Raw genomic sequence first — 20,932 nt, forward strand, 5'->3', positions numbered from 1 at the left:
CGGGATCCGGCGGCGCCTGCTCACGGGGTGTCGTCGGCTCCCTCGGCCAGCGCGTTGATCAGTTCGATCAGTGGCAGTTCGGGATCCAGGGTCAATCCGTGGGCGCGCGCCGCGCCGTCGAGCACGCTCCAGGCGTAGCCGGCGACCTCTGATATCAGCTGTTCGCGACTCAGCAGCGGGCTGGGATCGCGTGCCCACCGGCTGACGGTCGCCTCGGTCATCGACACGATGGCGAAGGTCATCGTGTCGGCCGTGGCCTCGTCGACCACGCCGATCACCCCCGCCAGGCTCGACACCAGCAGCCGGGTCCGAGCCGCGATGGTGGCCTTGATACTGCTGAGCGCGTCCACATCGTCGGGATCCCCCATCGCCGGCCCGCCGCGCGCGAAGTCGTACAGCCGGGGGTGCTCGGTGAGCCAGTCCGCGACCGCGGCGATCGTGCGGTGCAGGATTCGATGGATGGATCCGTCCCAGATATCCAGCGCCGCGTCGACGGTATCGATGAACTGCTCACCGATCGCGGTCCGAGCCCGCCGATCGAGTTCGTCCCGCCCCGAAAACTGCCGGTAGACCACCGATTTGGCCAGCCCTGCCCGCGCGGCGATCTGCTGCATCGAGATCTCGGCGCCCCCGCCGGACTCCTCCAGCAGCTCGATCAACGCCCCGACGATCCGGCTCCGCCGCCGGTCGTTGTGCGTTTGCCACCGCGCCTGCCGGCCCCCGATCGGGGCCGGTTCGGACGGGGAGGGAATCGCCACGCGGTCGAGTTTAAATCACCGACTCCCGCGCGAATGAGCTTCGGTTGCGTCCGGTCCGGGTGCGGGGACGAGGTGAACTTTCCGTGCAAACCTCGACAGAAATGCGAGAAAACCGCCCAAACCGGCGAGGTTTGCACGATCAGTGCAGCGTCAGCCGAGGGTCGGGTTTCAGAGGGGTGATCGACAGGTCGCGGTGGGCGATGCCCGGTGCGCTCTCGTGGATCGGGCGGATCGCGTCGAGAACCGCCACCGCGGTGAGATGGTCCGCAGGATGGGTTCCGGCGGTGTCGTGGAATTCGACCGTCGCCGTGCCGTGCGCGGTGTCGGTAGCCGTGGTAAGCCGATATCGCAGAGGCGCTGTGTCTTTCGCGCGGGCGGTCCAGGTCGACCGGTAGCTCAGTCGTGAGCCGAGTTCGCGTTCGATGATCACCGTGTCGACGATTCCGGTGTCCGTGGTGACGACTTCGATCGACAGCGTGGCCTCCGGTTCGGACCGCTCACCGAAGACCGCTTCCTCGAGCACCCGCAGTCCGGCTTCGTAGTAGCCGCTCACGGCCGCGGCGGCCGCCTCCGCCCGTGCGGCGGTGGACGTGCCGATGCCGGTGTCCTCCAGGTTGTTCCAGGGATGAATGCCGCATTCGGGAAGTGCGAGCTCCTCCTCGAGTTCCACGCGGCGGATATCGCGGGTGACCTCGGCCAGTGCGCGGGTGATCCGGGCGGCGAGCTGGGTCGGAAAGCCCCCCGTCGCATGGAATGTCGAACCTCCACGCCGGGCGGCGTCCCGAATCTCGGCGAGCCCGTCGACGGGAAGGGCCGAGACGACATCCAGGCCGTCCGCCAGCAAGCGCAGCACCTTCGTGCTCGGATTCTCACCGGTTTCGTCCACGGTCGGCACGTAGACCACGCACTCGGTTTCCGTCGGTGCGGGCTGCGCCGCCGTGATCCGCCCGGCCGATCGCAGATCGGAGCGTGCGTCGATGCGGGCGGCGAGCAGGTCGGAGAGGGGCCCGGTGCCCAGCACCGCGACGGGGATGATCGGAGTGCTCATACGGTCTCCAGCCGATAGCGCGGATCCAGGTCGGACATCACCACTCCCGGTGGTGCGGAACATAATTCGGGGACCGCGCTCAGCATCGCGCGCACCGAGATGTCGGTCACCGCGGACCAGTCGGCGCTGTAGGCCTCGTCGTCCATCTCGTTGCGCATCTCGATGCGGGCCGGGGTGCCGTCGAGGGTGATCACATGGCCGCCGGAGCGGCTGCGCGGATGGTCCGGTCCCAGATGCGCATTGCCGCCACCGACGTGCCAGCATTCGGAATTCGTCATGAACAGGCGGTCGCCGAGATAGCCGCGATAGGTCATGTGGATCGCGCCGACGCTGCCGGGTTCGATCACGGTTCCGCCCGCTCGCACTCGCTCTCGCGCGGGCACCGGAGAGATGTGGCGTTCCACGCGCACCTCGTCCGGACCGGCGCCGAACAGCGCGTGCGCCACATTGCCGAGCACCGCGTCGAAGTAGAAGTGCTGCATCAGCCCGATCGCATGGTCGGTGTCCACCGCGCTCAACGGCATGCCGAAGCCGAGGCTTTCCAAACCGCCCCACATCCCGTCGGGTGCGGCCGAGAGGTCACCGACCTCCAGGAATTGCACCTCGGTGATCTCGTCCAGCAGTCCGGCCAGCCGCAGCAGCAGCTGTTCGACCATCAGACCCGGATGTAATCCCGTGCCGTGCAACGACACTCCGCCCGCCTCGCACGCCGCCTGCAACCGGCTACCCAGCGCCCGCCGGGGCAGGGCGCGATCGACGATCGGGCCGGCCAGCCGTTCGAGGACCGGGCGCAACGGCCGCGCGGGCGCCGAATCCACGGCGCGCATCCCGGCCCGCAATGCGCGCAACGCGGGTCGCAGCCGGGCGCCGAACGCATCACCGGTGACCTTCATATCCGCCACCGTGCGCAGGACCGACAGCGGACTCCGCGAGGCGGAGAGCCAGGTCGGCATCGACGGATTGTGATAACTCGCCGCGGAGACGACGTTCTTGCCGGATTCCAGCAGATCGACGACGTCCGCGTCGGCGCCCTGGATCAGCGCGGGTGTGGTCGGGGTATGGACGACGCAATCGGCGTCCAGGGCCAGGATTTCGTCCTTCGAGGTCGTCGCCGCGACCCCCACCGGCGCCAGCCCGGCCAGTTCGCCGATATCCCGGCCGTGCTTGTGCGGACTGAACACCTTGACCCCGACCACCTCGAAGTCCGGCGATTCGAGCGCGGTCCGCAGCGCTCGCCCACCCATGTCCCCGGGCCCCCAGATCACGAGCCGATACGGACGCTCCACAACCGCCTCCTTGCCGTAGGTGATCTGTTTAACACAGTGAGACAGTTCTCGCATCACTCTCTTACGAGTCGCGTAGCCGCCGGTCATACGTCGTTCGCTGCCGGTGAACAGGGGGTTGGAACAACTCGGCACACCATGTAGTTGAGTAGGTAGCGCTCAACCCTGGAGGCGAAGAAACACAGGATCCGGGGCATGCTTTGGAAGGGGCTGAATCTGTGAGTACTCCACAGCGTCTGCCGGTGCTGTTTCTGACCGATCCGGTCGTGTTGCCGGGCATGGTCGTCCCCATCGAGCTCGACGAATCGGCACAGGCCGCCATCGACGCCGCACGGGCCGCGAAGTCGGATTCCGTGTTGCTCGCACCGCGTCTGGACGAGGGCTATGCCGCCTACGGTGTGATCGCGACCATCGAACAGGTCGGCCGCATGCGCGGCGGCGCCGCTGCCGCGGTGTTGAAGGCCGAGCAGCGGGCGAAGATCGGACACGGCGTCACCGGTCCGGGCGCCGCGCTGTGGGTGGAGGCCGAACCGGTCGACACACCCGCACCCGACGCGCACACGAAGGAGCTGGCCGCCGAATACAAGCAGCTGGTCGTCTCGGTCCTGCAGCGTCGCGAGGCCTGGCAGGTCATCGATGTGGTCAACCGGCTGACCGACCCGTCGGCCCTGGCCGATACCGCCGGCTACGCGCCGTACCTGACCGATGAGCAGAAGCGTGAACTGCTCGACACTCCCGATGTCGCCGAGCGCCTGACCCGGTTGATCGGGTGGACCAAGGACCACATCGCCGAGGTCGAGGTCACCGAGAAGATCAGTGAGGATGTGCGCGAGGGCGTCGAGAAGTCGCAGCGGGAATTCCTGCTGCGCCAGCAGCTCAACGCGATCCGCAAGGAACTGGGCGAAGGCGAGCCCGACGGCGCGGACGACTACCGCACCCGGGTGGAGACCGCCGAGCTGCCGGACAACGTGCGCGAGGCCGCGCTCCGCGAGGTCGACCGCCTCGAGCGCAGCAGCGATCAGAGTCCGGAATCGGGCTGGATCCGCACCTGGCTGGATACCGTCCTGGATCTGCCGTGGTCGGTGAAAACCACCGACAGCACCGATGTTTCGGCTGCTCGCGCGGTGCTGGACGCCGATCACCACGGGCTGGAAGAGGTCAAGGACCGCATGGTCGAATACCTGGCCGTGCGCGCCCGCCGGGCCGCGCGTGGCCTGGAGGTCGTCGGCGGTCGTGGCTCCGGCGCCGTGATGGTGCTGGCCGGCCCTCCCGGTGTCGGTAAGACCTCGCTCGGCGAGAGCGTGGCGCGGGCCCTGGGCCGCAAGTTCGTGCGCGTCGCCCTGGGCGGTGTGCGCGACGAGGCCGAGATCCGCGGTCACCGGCGGACCTACGTCGGTGCCCTGCCCGGCCGGATCGTGCGTGCCATCAAGGAGGCGGGTTCGATGAATCCCGTTGTCCTGCTGGACGAGATCGACAAGGTCGGCTCGGACTTCCGGGGTGATCCGGCGGCCGCGCTGCTCGAGGTGCTGGATCCGGCGCAGAACCACACCTTCCGCGACCACTATCTGGATCTGGACCTGGATCTGTCCGATGTGCTGTTCATCGCGACCGCGAATGTCATGGAGACCATTCCCGGCCCGCTGCTGGACCGCATGGAACTGATCACCGTCGACGGGTACACCGAGGACGACAAGGTGGCCATCGCCCGCGACTTCCTGGTGCCCCGGCAGCTGGAACGGAATGCGCTGACCGCCGAGGAGGTGTCGTTCACCGACGAGGCGCTGCGGGAGATCGCGGCCAACTACACCCGGGAAGCCGGTGTGCGTCAGCTGGAGCGGCTGCTCGCGAAGGCGTTGCGCAAGGCGGCGACTCGGCTGTCGCAGGACGAGTTCGGTGCGGAGACGGTTGCGGCGGACGGCGATTCGGACGCCACGGTGATCGACCTGGGCTACGAGCCTGGGCTCGGTTACGGTGAAAAGCACGGTGCGGCAGCAGGTTCCGAGCCACTGGTGATCGGTCTGGGCGATCTGAAGGACTACCTGGGCCGTCCGCGCTTCACCCCCGATTCGGTGGAACGCACCTCGGTCCCCGGTGTGGCGACCGGCCTGGCCGTCACGGGTGCCGGTGGCGATGTCCTCTACATCGAGGCCAATGCCGCCGAGGGCGAACGCTCACTGACCCTGACCGGCCAGCTGGGTGACGTCATGAAGGAATCCGCGCAGATCGCACTGACCTATGTGCGCTCGCACCTGGAAGAGATCGGCATCCAACCGAAGGTGCTGGATCGCAATATCCACATCCACTTCCCGGCAGGTGCGGTGCCCAAGGACGGTCCGTCCGCGGGCGTCACCATGGTTACCGCCCTGGTGTCGCTGGCCCTGGGTCGGCAGGTCCGTGCGGACGTCGGCATGACCGGCGAGGTCACGCTGAACGGCCGGGTCCTGCCGATCGGCGGCGTGAAGCAGAAGCTGCTGGCCGCCCAGCGTGCCGGTTTGAAGACGGTCTTCATCCCGGCCCGCAACGAGCCGGACCTGGACGAGGTCCCCGCCGAGGTGCTCGCCGCACTGGATGTCCGCCCCGTCGCCGACGTGGCCGACATCCTGGCCTACGCCATCGAACCGGTCGCCGAACCGGCTTACGAGGCATTCGCGGCCAGCGCCTGATCCGCAACGATCGGCCGTCACGAGTCGAGAGGCCGTTCACCTTTCCGGGTGAACGGCCTCTCGCCGTGTTCCGGGCCGCATCCGGCCGTGCCGGTCAGCGGCGCGGGCGGCGCAGCAACCAAGCCCAGAGGGAGCGGCGAGGCGGTTTCGGGTAGCGGGCGCGGATCGAGCCGGAGGTGATCGATCCGTCGATGCGCAGGGTCGGACAGCCGGGCAGCGGTGGTTCGGTCACCCGGTTCTTCGCGCTCCCGCTGACGAAGGACACCCGGTCCAGATCCACCTGCCAGCCGTGCGGCACCGTCAATCGCAGGCTGCCGGAGGCGATTCCGACGTGCACGTCCACGACGGCGTGTGGGCAGATCGCCTCGGTGAAGTCCAGGCGCACCGAACCGGAGGCGGCGGAGACGGTGATCTCGGCGGGCACGATCCACCGACCGTCCTTGCGCAGCGAACCACTGACGGTGCTCAGCACCAGGGGTTCGCGCGCGGCCGCCACCGGCAGATCGGCGGTGACTGCGGCGAGCTCCTCGCGGGTGTCCGCCGCGTAGGCGACGGCCAGGCGCCGGTCGAGCTCGGCGAGATCGAGGGAGCCGTCGTTCAGAGCCAGTCGCAGCAGCCGCTCCACCTGGGCGCGTTCGTGGTCGGTGATGCGTACCGTGGGGGCCGGCCGGCCACGGGCGATGTCCGGGCGGCGGTCCGGGGATTCGGTCATCGGCACATCCTCATGGTCGTGATGCCGAAATCCTACGTGCGGTGCGCGCCCGGCATATCGGTCGGCGCAGCACCCACGTGTGCTGCCGTGCCGGGTGTCCGTGCTCGCCGACCGCGGTGCTGTGCAGCGGCGTAAGGGTTCCCCGCCGGTGCGCTCGCGGTGATCCCCGCCTACGGCTCACGTGATCCGTTGGTGGGCAGAGCTCGCTCGACCACGCGCACCGTGCCCTGCGCGACGGCACATATCGTGCTGGAACCATCGCTGTCGCAATAGATCTCGCAGCGGGTGACGGCTTGGCGGCGGGTGGCGTCGGTGACCGTCGCGTGCGCGCGAAGCCGCCCGCCCCGCGCGGGGCGCAGGTAGGTGACGGTGAAGCCGCCGGTCAGTACGTTCGGGCCCAGCGCGGATCCGGCGGCGAAGGTGAGCGCGTTGTCGGCCAGATAGGCCATCACCCCGCCGTGCACGAAACCGAACTGCTGAGCGTGCTCGGGACCCACGTCGATCACCAAAGTGGCCGCACCGCCCTCGAACTCGGTGATCTCGGTGCCGACGTGCTGCGCGAACGGCTGCGCGGCCAATACCGCGCGGGCCTGCTCTACGGTGAGCTTGTCGGTCGATACACCAGCCGGTCGCGGTGGTGACGCGGTAACCTCGTCCATCTGCACTGTCCTCTGCTGTCGGAGTTGTCAGTTGTTACGCAACGACTTCCACGCCGCCGCGGCCAATTCCGTGGCGACATCGGTCGGCGCGGTGCGGATGCTGCCGCTCACCCACTGCCGCGAGTACTCCTGCGCCGGGCCCAGCCACAGCGCGTACAGCAGGTCGAATTCCAGGTCTCGAACCGTGCCGTAGCGGGCGTGGGTGCGCCACCAGCGCGCGACGGAGGTGAGGAATTCCCGATTGCTGTCGCTGTCGCGTACTCCGGGTGGCCGCGGTGACATGAGAATTGTTGCGCGGTACTGGTTTTCGGTGACCCAGCGCAGATGCTCGGTGACTCCGGCGGTGACTCCGCTCTCGGCGTCGGTGCTGTCGGCGATGCTCGCCCAGAAAGTGCGCTGGTAGTCGGCCAGCGCATTGGCCCATACCTGCCGGTACAGATCGGCCTTGTCCGGGAAGTGGTGGTACAGCGCGCCGACGCTCGCTCCCGCGTCGGCCCTGATCCGGCTCAGCGTCGCGTCGAGCGTCCCGTGCTCGGCGAACTGCCGCTCGGCCGCCAGCAGCAACCGATCTCGAATCTTCATAACCAGAATTTAGTTCTGTTTCGGCGTCGGCGCAAGGCACTACCTGCGAAGTCCCTCCGGCTGTCGGTGCCGTGCGGTAAGAACGGTCTCGTGGCCAGGTGGCTGTTGCACGTCGACCTCGACCAATTCCAGGCGGCGGTGGAGTTCCGCCGCCATCCCGAGCTGCGCGGGCAGCCGGTGATCGTCGGCGGCAACGGTGATCCGAACGAACCGCGCAAGGTGGTCACCTGCGCGTCGTATCCGGCGCGGACCTTCGGCGTGCGGGCCGGAATGCCGCTGCGCACCGCCGTCCGCAAGTGTCCGGACGGAGTGTTCCTGCCCTTGGACATGACCACCTACGAGGAGGCCTCCGACGAGGTCATGGAGGTGCTGCGGAGTTTTCCGGTGCGGGTCGAAGTGCTGGGCTGGGACGAGGCCTTCCTCGCCGCCGACACCGACGATCCCGAACAGCTCGCTCGCGAAATCCGCAGTGCGATAGCGACATTGAACCTCACCTGTTCGATTGGTATCGGCGACAACAAATTGCGCGCGAAACTGGCGACCGGATTCGCGAAGAGCGTCGGCAAAGGCACGGACGCCACGGGTGCGAACAGCACGGCCTCGAAGGGCGTGATCCCAGCTTCGGAAGAAGCGGTGGGACAGGAGAATTCGCACAGCGAGGCAGCGGGGGCACCTCCGGCCGCCGACCTCGGTGCGGGCATCTTCCGGCTCACCGCCGAGAACTGGAACGAACTCATGGCGCACCGGCCGACCAGCGCGCTGTGGGGTATCGGCAATCGCATCGCGCAGCGAATGTCGGCCCTCGGTATCGACACCGTCGCCCAGCTCGCGGCCGCCGACCGGAATGTCCTGGCCGCCGAATTCGGCTCCACCACCGGGCCCTACCTCTGGGTTCTCGGCCACGGCGCCGGTGACACCGATGTGGTGACCGAGCCGCGTATCCCGGTGGGCCGCAGTAGATCCGAAACCTTCCCACACGATCTGACCGATCGCGAGGAAATTCGTGCGCAGGTAGCGCGGCTGGCCCGCGAGGTCGCCGAGGAGATGGCGGCGGCCGGCCGGATCGGCACGCGGGTGGGAGTCACCGTGCGTACCAACACCTTCTATACGCGCACCAAGCAGAAGAAGTTGCCCGAACCGACGATCGACGCGGAGGCGATCACCACGGTCGCACTCGAGATCATCGACCGTTTCGAACTCGATCGGCCGGTCCGGCTGCTCGGGGTGCGACTCGAGCTCGTCCCGCAATAGCCAGGTCCCCGCGTTTCCGTGCCGGGATGCCGGATATGCCTCGGTGGTGGCGGCGTCGCGCGCAGTGCGGCCGTTTGTCATGCTGGGCCCGCAGACTCGACCGAAAGGCAGCCATGAGCGAGTACGAGACGATCACCTTCGAGCGGACCGGCCCCGTCGCCCGGATCACCCTGAACCGGCCGAAGGCCGCCAACGGTATCGACCACGTCCTCGGCCGGGAACTGGCCGATATCGCGGGACAGTGCGTGGACGATCCGGCGCTGAAGGTCGTCGTGCTGACCGGTGCGGGCAGGTTCTTCTCCGCCGGTGGCGACCTCAAGGCGATGGCTGCCCAGGGCGGCGGCGCCGGCCACTACGTCAAGGGACTGGCCGACGACCTGCACGAGGCCCTCTCGTCGTTCGCCCGGATGGACGCCCTGCTCGTCGTGGCGGTCAACGGTGTGGCCGCGGGCGCCGGCTTCAGCTTGGCGATGGCCGGTGATCTGGTCCTCGCGGGCGAATCGGCGGCATTCACCATGGCCTACACCCGGGCCGGACTGAGTCCGGACGGCGGTGCCTCCTACTATCTGCCCCGCTTGATCGGCCTGCGCCGCACGCAGGAGCTCATGTTCACCAACCGCACCCTGACCGCGGCCGAGGCGCTGGACTGGAATCTCGTGCATCGCGTGGTGCCGGATGCCGAACTCGCGTCCGCCGTGGACGAAGTGGTCGCGGAATTCGCGGCCGGGCCCCGGCATTCGAATGCCAGCGTCAAGAAGCTGCTGCTGGTGAGCTCCTCGCACACGCTCGAGGAGCAGACCGCACGCGAGGCGGCGTTCATCTCGGCCTGTGCCGATTCGCCCGACGGCACCGAGGGCATCGCGGCATTCCTCGGCAAGCGCGCCCCCGCCTTCGAGTGAGGGCCTGACCGTCGCCGCGAGCGAGCCCGGTCGTGGGCCACTAGGGTGGGGTGCCATGTTCTCCGCGCCCGGCTTCGCACGCGGGTGGGTCCCGGCGCGGTCGCCTCGTCGGCCGGGCGACGGGCACGAAGACCGTGGCGACGGACCCCCGGATCGCAACGATCGCGGGAGTGCTCCTCTCGGCGCCGTTGCGCAGGTCGCCTCGTCCGGCACCCGATACCGGCCGAGGGAGGTTGCCCCGGTCGGCTCGCCCGCCGTGGACCACGCTGGATCGGCGCCCGCGCTGCGCGTCGTTTCCACCGGTCTGCGCACGGTTATCCGTCGTCCCGTTCTGCTGGTGGCGGTGCTGCTGATCCTCGCGCAGCTCGGGTTGCGCGGCTGGGTGGCCGGGCGCGGCTATTTCTACTGGGACGACCTCATTCTGGTGGGCCGCGCCGATCGCTATCCGCTCTGGTCCGCCGATCTGCTGCTCTACGACCACGACGGCCATTTCATGCCCCTGGCCTTCGCGACCGCGTGGGTGATGACCCGCATCGCGCCGCTGCAGTGGGCCGGGCCGGTGGTGACCATGGTGCTGCTGCAGCTCGCGGCCTCGGTCGCGGTGCTGCGCATGTTGCTGGTGCTTCTTCCACGGCGAGCCGGAGCCCTGCGCTGGGCCGTGCTGATTCCGTTGATCGGCTATCTGTTCAGCCCGCTGACCCTTCCGGCATTCGCCTGGTGGGCGGCCTCGCTCAACGCGCTGCCGCTGCAGTTCGCGCTGGCCTGGGTGATCGCGGATGCGGTGCTGCTGGTGCGCACGGGACGCGGACGCTATGCGATCTCCGGTCTGCTGGTGCTGGTCGTGGGACTGTTGTTCTTCGAGAAGGCAGTGGTGGTGCCGTTCGTCGCCTTCGCCGTCGCGGTGCTGGAGCGCTATATCGTCGGCGCCCGCACCGTCGGTGCCGCGCATACCGATGAGGCAGAGCCGACGGGTGATCATGCCGGCCCGAGTGCCTGGGCGGCGGTTCGCGACGTGACGCGCGCCGGAGCGGCGCTGTGGGCCGGTTCGGCGTTGATTCTCGCGGGCTGGGCCGCGGCCTATCTCACCGTCGCCGACCACATCGCGGTGGACACCAGCCTGGCCGGGGCACGGCGACTGCTCCACAGCGCCATCTCCCTGGGGATCGTCCCGACCCTGCTCGGCGGGCCGTGGGTGTGGGCGCGCTGGCTGCCGTCGACACCGTGGGCCACGCCCCCGGGGTGGACCGTCGTGCTCGCCTGGCTGATCCTCGCCGCGGTGGTGCTGGTGACGCTGCGACTGCGCCGCCGAGTGCTGCCGGTGTGGGTCCTGGTCGCGGGATACGTTCTGGTCGTTCAGCTTCCGATCGTGCTGATCCGCGGCGGGCCGAACACCGCCGCCGAACTCATGCAGTCGCTGCGCTATCTGGCCGATGTCGCCGTGGTGCTGGCGGCGGCGATCGCGCTGCTGCTTGCCGCCCGTCCCCGCCGTCCCCGCTCGGAGAGTCGCGTGGCCGGATCGCGGTTCGCGGCGATCGGGCTGACCGCGGCGTTCGTGGTCAGCAGCGTGTGCACGACCGCATCGTTCGCCCGGTCGTGGGAGATCTCGCCGACGCGCACCTACCTCACGAATGCCCGTGCCGCACTGGCGGATCGCCACGGCGCCCCGCTGCTGGAGCAGGAGGTGCCGTGGGGGGTGCTGACGCCGATGACCTATCCGCAGAACCTCATCGCGCAGGTGCTCGGGCCGATCGCCGGCCCCGGGGCGTTCGGTGTCGCCACGCCGCAGCTGCGGATGCTCACCGACGACGGGACGCTGGTGGACGCGTCGGTGTGGTGGAACCGCCGGATTCTGGCGGGCCCCGAACCCGGCTGCGGATATCGCGTCGACGGCGCCGAACCGGTGGCCCTGTGGCTCGACGGGCCGATGCTGGACCACGGCTGGACCGCGCAGATCAACTATTTCGCCAACCGCGACGGCCGGATCACCGTGGCGCTCGAGCACGGCGACGTCGTGGTGGCGCCGGTGCAAGCAGGCGTGCACACCGTCTTCGTCCATCTCGTCGGTGGCGGTGAGATCGTGCGAATCGGCTCGCGCACACCGGGTTTGGACGTGTGTATCGGGGTGGGACCGGTGGGCGTGGCGGCATTCGGCCGCTGACTGCCATAGCCGTGGGGCATCGCTCCCCCTATGCTCGGACACATGCAGTTCCAGGCGATGGTTGCGCACGAGACCGACGACGGCGTGGTACTGGCCCGCGAGGAGGTGGGCGAGGATTTCCTCGGGCCGGGCACGGTGACGATCAAGGTGCACTATTCGAGTGCGAACTTCAAGGACGGGCTGGCCATCACCCCGCGCGGCGGTGTGGTGCGCAATTACCCGATCATTCCCGGTATCGACCTGACCGGCGAGGTGGTCGCCTCCGAGGACGCCGCCTTCACGGTGGGTGATCTCGTGATCGCGCACGGGTACGAGATCGGCGTCGCGCACAACGGCGGCTTCGCCGAATACGCGCGCGTGCCCGCCGAATGGGTGGTCAAGCTGGAGGGGCTGAGCCCGCGTGAGGCAGCGGCCCTCGGCACCGCGGGATTCACCGCGGCCATGAGTGTGCAGGCACTGCTCGATCGCGGCCTGAATCCCGGTGACGGGCCGGTGCTGGTGACCGGCGCGACCGGCGGCGTCGGCAGTGTCGCGGTGGACATCCTGTCCGGCCTCGGCTACGAGGTCACCGCCTCCACCGGGAAGACCGATGCCGGCGAGTTGCTGTCCACCCTCGGCGCGGCCGCGGTGATCGGCCGTCTGCCCGAGGATCCGGATGCCAAGCCTCGTCCGCTGGGTAAGGCGCAGTGGGCCGGCGCGGTCGACAGCGTCGGCGGAAAATCGCTGGCCCACATCCTCAGCACCGTCCGCTACGGGGGGTCGGTGGCGGTCAGCGGGCTCACCGGTGGGACCGAACTTCCCACCACCGTCATGCCGTTCATCCTGCGCGGGGTCAGTCTCCTCGGCATCGATTCGGTGAACTTCCCGATCGAGCAGCGGCGCGCGCTGTGGGCCCGGCTCGGCAAGGACCTGAAGCCCCGGCATCTGTCGACGCTGGAGCATGTGGCGCCGATCACCGAGGCGGAAGCGGTACTGCACGCCATTCGCAGCGGTCACCACTCCGGGCGCACCGTCCTCGCAGTGGCCGGCGAATTCTGATCGAGCGGGCGGGCGTCCGGATCGGACGTTCGCCGCTCGCTCACCCCAATTTTGTACTGATCTATCCAAAATGTGCTAGCGTGAGCTCATGGCACGACCCAAGCAGTTCGACGAGCCGGGCGCGGTGGAAGCGGCCATGCGAGCCTTCTGGAGCGCCGGTTACGAGGGCACGTCCACCCAAGACCTCTGCGCGGCCACCGGTTTGGGCCGCTCGAGTATCTACAACACCTTCACCAGTAAGCACGATCTGTTCGAGCGGGCGCTGCGGCGGTACATGGAGACCAAGAATGCGGACACGTTCGCCTTGCTCGACGGTTCCGGTTCGGTGCGCGACAAGATCGAGGCGCTGCTGTGGCGGGTGGTGGATGCACCCGACGACGATCCGCTGGGATGTCTGGTCGTGAATACGACAGTGGAGATGGGCCCCCGTGACCCGGAGGTCGCCACGATGCTGCGCGCCGACCTCGACCGTCGGATGTCCGCCCTGGTCGGCGTGATTCGTGCCGGACAGGCGTCGGGTGAGATCGACGGGCGCGCCGATCCGTCCGATCTGGCCCAATTCGTCGTCGCGACCATCGGCGGTATGCGAGTCGCGGCGCGCGGCGGCGCCTCCCGGGACACGTTGGCCGGTATCGCCGAAGTCGCCCTGCGCTGTCTCTGATCGACCCACCGGCCCGGCCGTCATTCGCGTTCGCGCACACCTTCGTTTTGAACTGAATGATCCAAAATAGGAAGGAAACGGAATGCCCTCGGCGGTATACATAGTCGGCCTGGCGATCTTCGCGCAGGGCACGTCGGAGATGATGCTGTCCGGCCTGCTCACGGGAATGGCCGCCGATCTCGGCGTGACCGTTCCGCAGGCCGGACTGCTGATCTCGGCCTTCGCCGTCGGCATGCTGGTGGGCGCGCCGATTCTGGCCGTCGTCACGGCGCGCTGGTTGCGGCGAACCGCTCTGCTCGCGTTTCTCGCCGTCTTCGTCGCCACCCACGTCGTCGCGGCGCTGACCTCCGACTACGGCGTGCTTGTCGGCACGCGCGTCGTCGGCGCCTTCGTCTACGCGGGTTTCTGGTCGGTGGCCTCGGCAACGGCGGTCGGGATGGTGCCGCCGACGGCTCGTGGGCGTGCGATGAGCGTCGTCGCGGGCGGGCTCACCATCGCGACCATTCTCGGCTTACCCGCGGGCACCTTCATCGGTCAGCATCTGGGCTGGCGGGCGGCGTTCTGGACCGTGGCGGCCGGATGTGCGCTGGTGATGGTCGCGGTGGCGATCGCGGTGCCCGGACAACGCGCCGAGCAGGCACCGCCGATGCGAAAAGAATTGCGCGCCTTGACAACCCGACCGGTGGCACTGCTGTACGGCACCACCGTGACGGCCACCGCCGCGCTGCTGGTCACCTTCGGCTACCTCGGCGCGCTGCTCACCGAGACGACCGGGATCGGCGAGAACTGGGTACCGGTGGTGCTGGGGATCTACGGGCTCGGCTCCTTCGCCGGCATCGCGATCGGCGGACGCACCGCGGATGCCCATCCACTCCGCAGCCTCACCGTCGGCATCTCGGGCCTGGTCCTGGCCTCCGCGGTGCTGGCGCTCACCGCGCACTACTGGCCGGCGGTCGCCGTGGCGTCGTTCCTGCTGGGCGCCTTCGGTTTCGGAACCAATCCGGTGTTGAACAGCCGGGTCTTCACCCTGGCCCCGGCCGCCGGAACACTCGGCGCGGCCGGCAATGTGATGGCGTTCAACGTCGGCATCACACTCGGCCCGTGGCTGGGCGGACTCGTCATCGGCGCCGGCGCGGACTACTCGGCGGTGGCCTGGATCGGCGCGGGGCTGGGCGTGCTCGCGCTGGGCCTGGTCGGGCTGAGCCGGACCGCGGGCGGAGGTACGAACCGCACCTCCGCGCTGATCCCTTATGCCGCAGCAACTTCCGTATCGTCGGCGAACTGGGTGCGGTAGAGCTCTGCGTATCTTCCCTCTTCGGCGAGCAGTTGCGCATGACTGCCCCGCTCGACGATCCGGCCGTCCTCGATCACCAGGATCTCGTCCGCATTCCGGATGGTCGACAGCCGGTGCGCGATGACCAGGGCGGTCCGCCCTTCCAGCGCCTCGGTCAGGGCCTCCTGCACCGCGGCCTCGGAGGTGGAATCCAGGGAGGCGGTGGCCTCGTCGAGGATGACGACCCGCGGCTGTTTGAGCAGCAGCCGGGCGATGGTCAACCGCTGGCGTTCGCCGCCGGACAACCGGTATCCGCGTTCGCCGACCACGGTGTCCAAACCGTCGGGCAGCGCGTCGATCACCGTGCGCAACCGTGCCCGCTCCAGTGCATCCCACAACTCCGCCTCGCTCGCCTCGGGCCGGGCGAGCAACAGATTGGCGCGAATGCTGTCGTGGAACAGGTGGCCGTCCTGGGTGACGAGTCCGACCGTGTCCTGAATCGAGCGCGTGCTCAGCTCCCGCACGTCGACACCGTTGAGCTTCACCGCGCCGTCGTCGACGTCGTAGAGCCGCGAAACCAGTTGCGCGATGGTCGATTTGCCCGCACCCGAGGATCCGACCAGGGCGATCATCCGCCCCGGCTCGGCCTGCAGCGAAATATCGTGCAGCACCTCGCTGCCGCCGCGATGGTCGAGCGTCGAGACATCCTCCAGCGACGCCAGCGAGACCTTGTCGGCCGACGGATAACCGAAACGCACGCGGTCGAATTCGACCGACACCGGTCCCGCCGGAACCGCCACCGCATTCGGCGCATCCTGGATCAGCGGCTTCAGGTCGAGAATCTCGAAGACCCGCTCGAAGCTCACCAGCGCCGACATGATGTCCACCCGAGCGCTGGCCAGCGCCGTCAGCGGGGTGTAGAGCCGGGTCAGCAGCAGCGAGAGCGCGACCACCGCACCGGCATCGAGTTGTCCGCGCAGGGCGTACCAGCCGCCGAGGCCGTAGACCAATGCCACGGCGAGCGCGGATACCAGCGTCAACGCGGTGACGAACACCGTCTGCAGCATCGCCGTCCGCACGCCGATATCGCGTACCCGCCCGGCGCGCACCGCGAATTCCGCGGACTCCTGATCCGGGCGTCCGAACAGTTTCACCAGCGTGGCGCCGGGAGCCGAGAACCGCTCGGTCATCTGGGTGCTCATCGAGGCGTTGAGCTGGGCGGCTTCGCGCTGGATGCTCGCGATCCGGGTGCCCATCTTGCGGGCGGGAAACATGAACAGCGGCAACAGGATCAGTGCCAGCAGGGTGATCTGCCAGGACAGCCGCACCATCACCACCACGGTCAACAGCAGCGTCACGATGTTGGTGACCACGCCGGACAGGGTCGTGCTGAACGCGCGCTGGGCGCCGATCACGTCGTTGTTGAGCCGGCTGACCAGCGCCCCGGTGCGGGTGCGGGTGAAGAAGGCGACGGGCATCTTCTGCACGTGGTCGAACACCGCGGTGCGCAGATCGAGAATCAACCCCTCCCCGATCCGCGCGGACAGCCACCTGATCACGATGCCCAGGCCCGCGTCCAGCACGGCCACCAGTGCGATCACCGCGGCGAGGGTGAGGACCGAGCGCGGCGCGGCATGGCCCACGATGTCGTTGACCACTTGCCCGGCCAGCACCGGGTTGGCCACCGTGAGCAACGCCGACGCGATGCTGAAGACCAGGAAGCCGATGAGCTGAGCCCGATGCGGGCGCGCGAATCGCAGAATGCGCGCGGCCGTCTCCCGGCGCAGACCACGCCGCTGCTGAGGTGCGTGCGCCTGCCGGTACAGCTGACTCCACGCGACCGATTCGATGCTCATCCGCATCTCCTTCCGCTGCCGGGTTCATTGAACTCCGGGCCACCGACATTAAGACCTCAACAAAGGTTGAGAGCAAGTAGTCCCGGTTCGCCACGGGCGAAACGCGCCGGGCGACGGGCGCTGCGGCGCTGCGCTCGGCCGCGGTCCGTCCGCCTCCTAAGGTCGACATCATGTCGTCGAACCACAGCATGCGAGCGATTCAGTACGAGCGAGTGGGTGGACCCGAGGTGCTGACGCAGGTGGAGGTGCCGATTCCGGACCCCGCCGGAGAGCAGGTGCGGGTGGCGATCCGGGCCGCCGGCGTCAATCCGGCCGATTGGAAGATGCGCGCCGGCCTGATGCCCGGTCCGCCCGGATTCCCGCGCCGCGCCGGATTCGAGATCGCGGGCGTGGTCGACGCCGCCGGCCCCGACGCCCGGTTCCGGCCGGGTGACGAGGTGCTGGGCTGGGCACAGGGTGGCGGCTACGCGGAGTACGCGCTGGGCACCCAGCTCGTCGCCAAACCGGCGGAGTTGTCCTTCCCCGAGGCCGCGGCGATCCCGGTCGCCGCCAATACGGCCGGTACCGGACTGGACGAACTGGCCGTGAAGTCGGGCGAGACGGTGGTGGTGAACGGCGCCTCGGGCGCGGTCGGCGCGTTCGTGGTGCAGCTGGCCCGGGCGCGCGGGGCCACGGTCGTCGGCACCGCCTCGGCCGCCAATCAGGAGGTCGTGCGCACGCTGGGTGCGGTGCCGACCACCTACGGTCCCGGCGTCGCCGACCGCGTGCGCGAGCTGGCACCGCACGGGGTCGACGCGGTCTACGACTGTGCCGGTCACGGATTCCTGGACGCCGCAATCGAATTGCGGGGCGGAACCGATCGGATCATCACCATCGCCGACGGCGCCGCCGCCGACAAGGGCGTCACCTTCTTCGCCCGCACCGGCGGCCCCGCCCTCGATATCGTGGCCCGCGTCGCGCAGCTCGTCGCCGCGGGGGAATTCCGCCTGCCCGGCGCCGCACGAACGTACCCCTTGTCCGAGGCCGCCGCCGCCCAGCGCGACAGCGAAACCGGGCACGGACTCGGCAAAATCGTCCTGCTCCCGTAGCCGCTCCGGAGAACTTCGCGTTCTACGCTGGCGATATGACCGACTCCTGGGTGCGGGCCTTGCGGGACCGGATCGACGGCGAGGTCGACGACGATGCCCGACGCCGCGCGGAGTATTCCTCGGACGCCTCGAACTACCGCGTCCTCCCGGCGGCGGTGATCTACCCGCGCGGGGACGAGGATGTGGCCACGGCCGTGCGGTTCGCCCGCGAGGAAGGCAGGCCGATCACCGCGCGCGGTGGCGGAACCTCCGTGGCGGGCAATGCGATCGGGCCCGGACTGGTCCTCGACTTCAGCCGGTACATGAACGCCGTACTGTCGATCGACGCCGACCGTCGCTGCGCCCGGGTGCAGCCGGGGGTCGTGCTGTCCGGCCTGCAACAGGCCGCCGGGCGGCACGGCCTGCGACTGGGCCCCGACCCGTCGACGCAGAACCGCTGCACGCTCGGCGGCATGATCGGTAACAATGCCTGCGGCCCCCGCGCGGTGGCCTGGGGGCGCACCTCCGATACCGTGCGTGAGCTGCGCATTCTCGACGGCACCGGCGCCGAGCGCGGCCTGGGCACCGATCTGTCGGTGGTGGCGGGGCTGGCCGAGTTCACCCGTCGCAATCTGGCGACGCTGCGCACCGAGCTGGGCCGGTTCGACCGGCAGGCCTCGGGATACGGACTGCAGCACCTGACCCCGGAACGCGGCGCGTCGATCGCCAAGGCATTCGTCGGGTCCGAGGGCACCTGCGGCCTCGTGCTCGACGCGACCGTCGATCTGGTCCCGTTGCCCAGCGCGACCGCGGTCGCGATCCTCGGATATCCCGATATGCCCGCCGCCGCCGACGACGTGAAAGCCGTCATGGCGGGCCGGCCGATCGCGGTCGAGGGCTTGGACGCCCGCCTGGTGGATGTCGTGCGCGCGCACGGACGCCCGGTACCCGAACTACCCGCCGGCGGTGCGTGGCTGTTCGTCGAATTCGCCGGGGACACCGCGGAATCCGCCTACGAGAGTGCGGCCGCGGTCACCACCGCCTGCGCCGCACTCGACACCCGGATCGTCACCGACGAGCGAACCGCGGCCCGGCTGTGGCGGATTCGCGCCGACGGCGCCGGCCTCGCCGGGCGCACACCCGCGGGCGAACCGGCCTGGCCGGGCTGGGAGGACGCCGCGGTCCCGCCCGAGCGGCTCGGTGACTACCTTCGCGATTTCGATCGGCTGATGCGTGATCACCGGGTGGACGGCCTGCTGTACGGGCACATCGGTGACGGGTGCATCCACGTCCGGCTGGATCTCCCGATCGCCCGTGCGCCACAACGGTTCCGCGACTTCCTGTTCGACGCCACCGATCTGGTGGTGCGCTACGGCGGATCCGCCTCCGGTGAACACGGGGACGGCCGCGCCCGTTCGGAACTGCTGTCGCGCATGTACTCACCGGACGCCTTGCGTGTATTCGCCGAATTCAAAGGGCTTTTCGATCCGGACGCGATCCTGAACCCCGGCGTTCTGGTCCGCCCCGCACCGGTCGATACCGGTCTGCGTCTGCCCGGGCTGCGCCCGGTCCCGGATGCGGGCGGTTTCGCATTCACCGCCGACGGCGATATCGGCACGGCGGTACACCGCTGCGTCGGGGTCGGAAAATGCCGCGCCGACACTCGCGCGACCGGCGGTTTCATGTGCCCGTCCTACCTCGCCACCGCGGACGAGAAGGACAGCACCAGGGGCCGGTCGCGGGTGTTGCAGGAGGTGGTCCGAGGCGCGCTCGACTGGCGCGACGAGGCGGTCGCGCAGTCGCTGGACCTGTGCCTGTCGTGCCGGGCCTGCTCCTCCGACTGTCCGGCCGGTGTCGATATGGCGACCTACAAATCCGAGACGCTGTATCGCGCGTACCGGGGACGGCCGCGCCCGATCGACCACTATGTGCTCGGCCGGTTGCCGCAGTGGCTGGCAGTGGGCACCAGGATGCCCCGAACCGTGAACGCGCTCACCGGCATTCCATGGTTGCGGCGGGCGGGTATGCGCGTGGCCGGAATGGATCCGCGGCGTCCCGCGCCGCGACTGGCGCCGCGCTCGTTCCGCAGCCGGTGGGCGGACCGCGGAAGCGACCGGCATCCGGACGGCCCGGTGGCGATGCTGTGGATCGACAGCTTCACCGATGCCTTCGCCCCGGAAATCGGCTGGGCCGCAGTGGAACTCGTGGAATCGGCCGGATACCGGGTCCGTATCCCGGAGCGCCGGGTGTGCTGTGGCCTCACCTGGATCAGCACCGGCCAGCTCGACGGGGCGCGACAGCGATTGCGAGCCGCCCTGGACGCACTCGACGACCACGTTCGACAGGGCGGCCCGGTGATCGGCCTGGAGCCCTCGTGCACGGCGGCGCTGCGAGCGGATCTCCCGCAGTTGCTACCCGACGATCCGCGCGCGGCGAGTACCGCCCGGGCCGTGCGCACCCTCGCCGAATTCCTGACGGAGCAACCGGATTGGCAGCCACCGGACCGATCGGGCGAGCCGGTGGTGCTGCAGCCGCATTGTCATCAGCATGCCGTGACAGGGTTCGACGCCGATCGGCGGCTATTGCGGCGAATGGGGGCCGAGATCACCGAAATCAGTGGATGCTGTGGACTTGCCGGGAACTTCGGAATGCAATCCGGGCATTACGAGATTTCCGTCGCGGTAGCGGAGGGCGGGTTACTCCCGGCATTACATGCGGCCGATCCGGAGACACCCTTCCTGGCGGACGGATTCTCGTGCCGCACCCAGGCCGATCACCTGGCCGGGCGCCGGGGCCGTCACCTCGCGCAATATCTGACTGATCGATGATTCAGATGGCGGGAGGTCGCGCCGGTGATTCACCGCGCACGCCCGCCGCGCCGAGTGGCGGCGGGCGAGGGCGGTGCCGGGATCAGCTACCGAACGGCAGGGTGCCCGGAGGGATCTGGTAGCCCGAGCTACCGGCGGATACTCCGCCCCACGCGCTGAGCAGCCAATTCAGAATGTTGGTAAGCATGGATACCTC

16 protein-coding genes are annotated in these 20,932 nt (G+C 69.1%); 9 read left to right on the forward strand and 7 right to left on the reverse strand.

What is annotated here, in order from left to right; genetic code table 11:
* Positions 1-20: 20 nt before the first annotated feature.
* The 3 genes from A5789_RS14610 to A5789_RS38390 all read right to left on the reverse strand — a co-directional run bounded on the left by A5789_RS14610 (position 21) and on the right by A5789_RS38390 (position 3,092).
* The gene (locus tag A5789_RS14610) at positions 21-758 is read right to left on the reverse strand and encodes a TetR/AcrR family transcriptional regulator (protein WP_082940718.1); all 738 of its coding nucleotides are present in this window, start codon (positions 756-758) and stop codon (positions 21-23) included.
* 139 nt (positions 759-897) lie between these two features.
* Positions 898-1,806 carry a hypothetical protein gene (locus tag A5789_RS14615; protein ID WP_064906295.1) on the reverse strand — a complete coding sequence of 303 codons (909 nt, stop codon included), beginning with the start codon at positions 1,804-1,806 and terminating at the stop codon, positions 898-900.
* On the reverse strand, positions 1,803-3,092 hold the full coding sequence (locus A5789_RS38390) for a hypothetical protein (protein ID WP_193615582.1): 1,290 nt from the start codon (positions 3,090-3,092) through the stop codon (positions 1,803-1,805). Before A5789_RS38390 ends, A5789_RS14615 begins: the two co-directional genes overlap by 4 nt.
* A gap of 215 nt (positions 3,093-3,307) precedes the next feature.
* Here A5789_RS38390 and lon point away from each other — a divergent pair, with 215 nt between their 5' ends.
* Positions 3,308-5,752: an endopeptidase La gene (lon, locus tag A5789_RS14625; protein ID WP_155525864.1), complete on the forward strand. Its 2,445-nt coding sequence runs from the start codon at positions 3,308-3,310 to the stop codon at positions 5,750-5,752.
* Between the two features lie 94 nt (positions 5,753-5,846).
* Here lon and A5789_RS14630 read toward each other — a convergent pair whose 3' ends face one another.
* The 3 genes from A5789_RS14630 to A5789_RS14640 form a co-directional block, all read right to left on the reverse strand.
* A complete protein-coding gene (locus A5789_RS14630) occupies positions 5,847-6,464 on the reverse strand; it encodes a DUF1707 domain-containing protein (protein WP_064906299.1) in 618 nt (205 codons plus the stop codon).
* A 170-nt stretch (positions 6,465-6,634) separates the two neighbouring features.
* The gene (locus A5789_RS14635) at positions 6,635-7,123 is read right to left on the reverse strand and encodes a PaaI family thioesterase (RefSeq protein WP_063014383.1); all 489 of its coding nucleotides are present in this window, start codon (positions 7,121-7,123) and stop codon (positions 6,635-6,637) included.
* Between the two features lie 27 nt (positions 7,124-7,150).
* A complete protein-coding gene (locus A5789_RS14640) occupies positions 7,151-7,705 on the reverse strand; it encodes a TetR/AcrR family transcriptional regulator (protein ID WP_063014382.1) in 555 nt (184 codons plus the stop codon).
* A gap of 90 nt (positions 7,706-7,795) precedes the next feature.
* Here A5789_RS14640 and A5789_RS14645 point away from each other — a divergent pair, with 90 nt between their 5' ends.
* The 6 genes from A5789_RS14645 to A5789_RS14670 all read left to right on the forward strand — a co-directional run bounded on the left by A5789_RS14645 (position 7,796) and on the right by A5789_RS14670 (position 15,006).
* Positions 7,796-8,956, forward strand: a complete 1,161-nt coding sequence (locus A5789_RS14645; protein WP_064906300.1) for a DNA polymerase IV — start codon at positions 7,796-7,798, stop codon at positions 8,954-8,956.
* Between the two features lie 113 nt (positions 8,957-9,069).
* A complete protein-coding gene (locus tag A5789_RS14650) occupies positions 9,070-9,855 on the forward strand; it encodes an enoyl-CoA hydratase/isomerase family protein (RefSeq protein ID WP_063014378.1) in 786 nt (261 codons plus the stop codon).
* 283 nt (positions 9,856-10,138) lie between these two features.
* Entirely contained in the window at positions 10,139-12,013 is a 1,875-nt protein-coding gene (locus A5789_RS14655; protein ID WP_064906383.1) for a hypothetical protein, read from the forward strand.
* Between the two features lie 42 nt (positions 12,014-12,055).
* Entirely contained in the window at positions 12,056-13,051 is a 996-nt protein-coding gene (locus tag A5789_RS14660; protein WP_063014420.1) for an oxidoreductase, read from the forward strand.
* Positions 13,052-13,139: 88 nt separating this feature from the next.
* Complete coding sequence (locus A5789_RS14665) at positions 13,140-13,712, forward strand: TetR/AcrR family transcriptional regulator (RefSeq protein ID WP_064906301.1); 573 nt, start codon at positions 13,140-13,142, stop codon at positions 13,710-13,712.
* Positions 13,713-13,794: 82 nt separating this feature from the next.
* Positions 13,795-15,006 (forward strand): Cmx/CmrA family chloramphenicol efflux MFS transporter, encoded by a 1,212-nt coding sequence (locus A5789_RS14670; protein ID WP_064906303.1) that lies wholly within the window; start codon positions 13,795-13,797, stop codon positions 15,004-15,006.
* Here A5789_RS14670 and A5789_RS14675 read toward each other — a convergent pair.
* Entirely contained in the window at positions 14,961-16,841 is a 1,881-nt protein-coding gene (locus A5789_RS14675) for an ABC transporter ATP-binding protein (protein WP_064906385.1), read from the reverse strand. The genes A5789_RS14670 and A5789_RS14675 overlap by 46 nt on opposite strands.
* Before the next feature lie 170 nt (positions 16,842-17,011).
* Here A5789_RS14675 and A5789_RS14680 point away from each other — a divergent pair, with 170 nt between their 5' ends.
* Positions 17,012-17,929: an NADP-dependent oxidoreductase gene (locus tag A5789_RS14680; protein WP_227463100.1), complete on the forward strand. Its 918-nt coding sequence runs from the start codon at positions 17,012-17,014 to the stop codon at positions 17,927-17,929.
* Positions 17,930-17,964: 35 nt separating this feature from the next.
* A complete protein-coding gene (locus A5789_RS14685) occupies positions 17,965-20,736 on the forward strand; it encodes an FAD-binding and (Fe-S)-binding domain-containing protein (RefSeq protein ID WP_064906304.1) in 2,772 nt (923 codons plus the stop codon).
* Positions 20,737-20,932: the final 196 nt, after the last annotated feature.

It is taken from the genome of Nocardia sp. 852002-51101_SCH5132738, from assembly GCF_001665695.1.
GTDB lineage: Bacteria > Actinomycetota > Actinomycetes > Mycobacteriales > Mycobacteriaceae > Nocardia > Nocardia nova.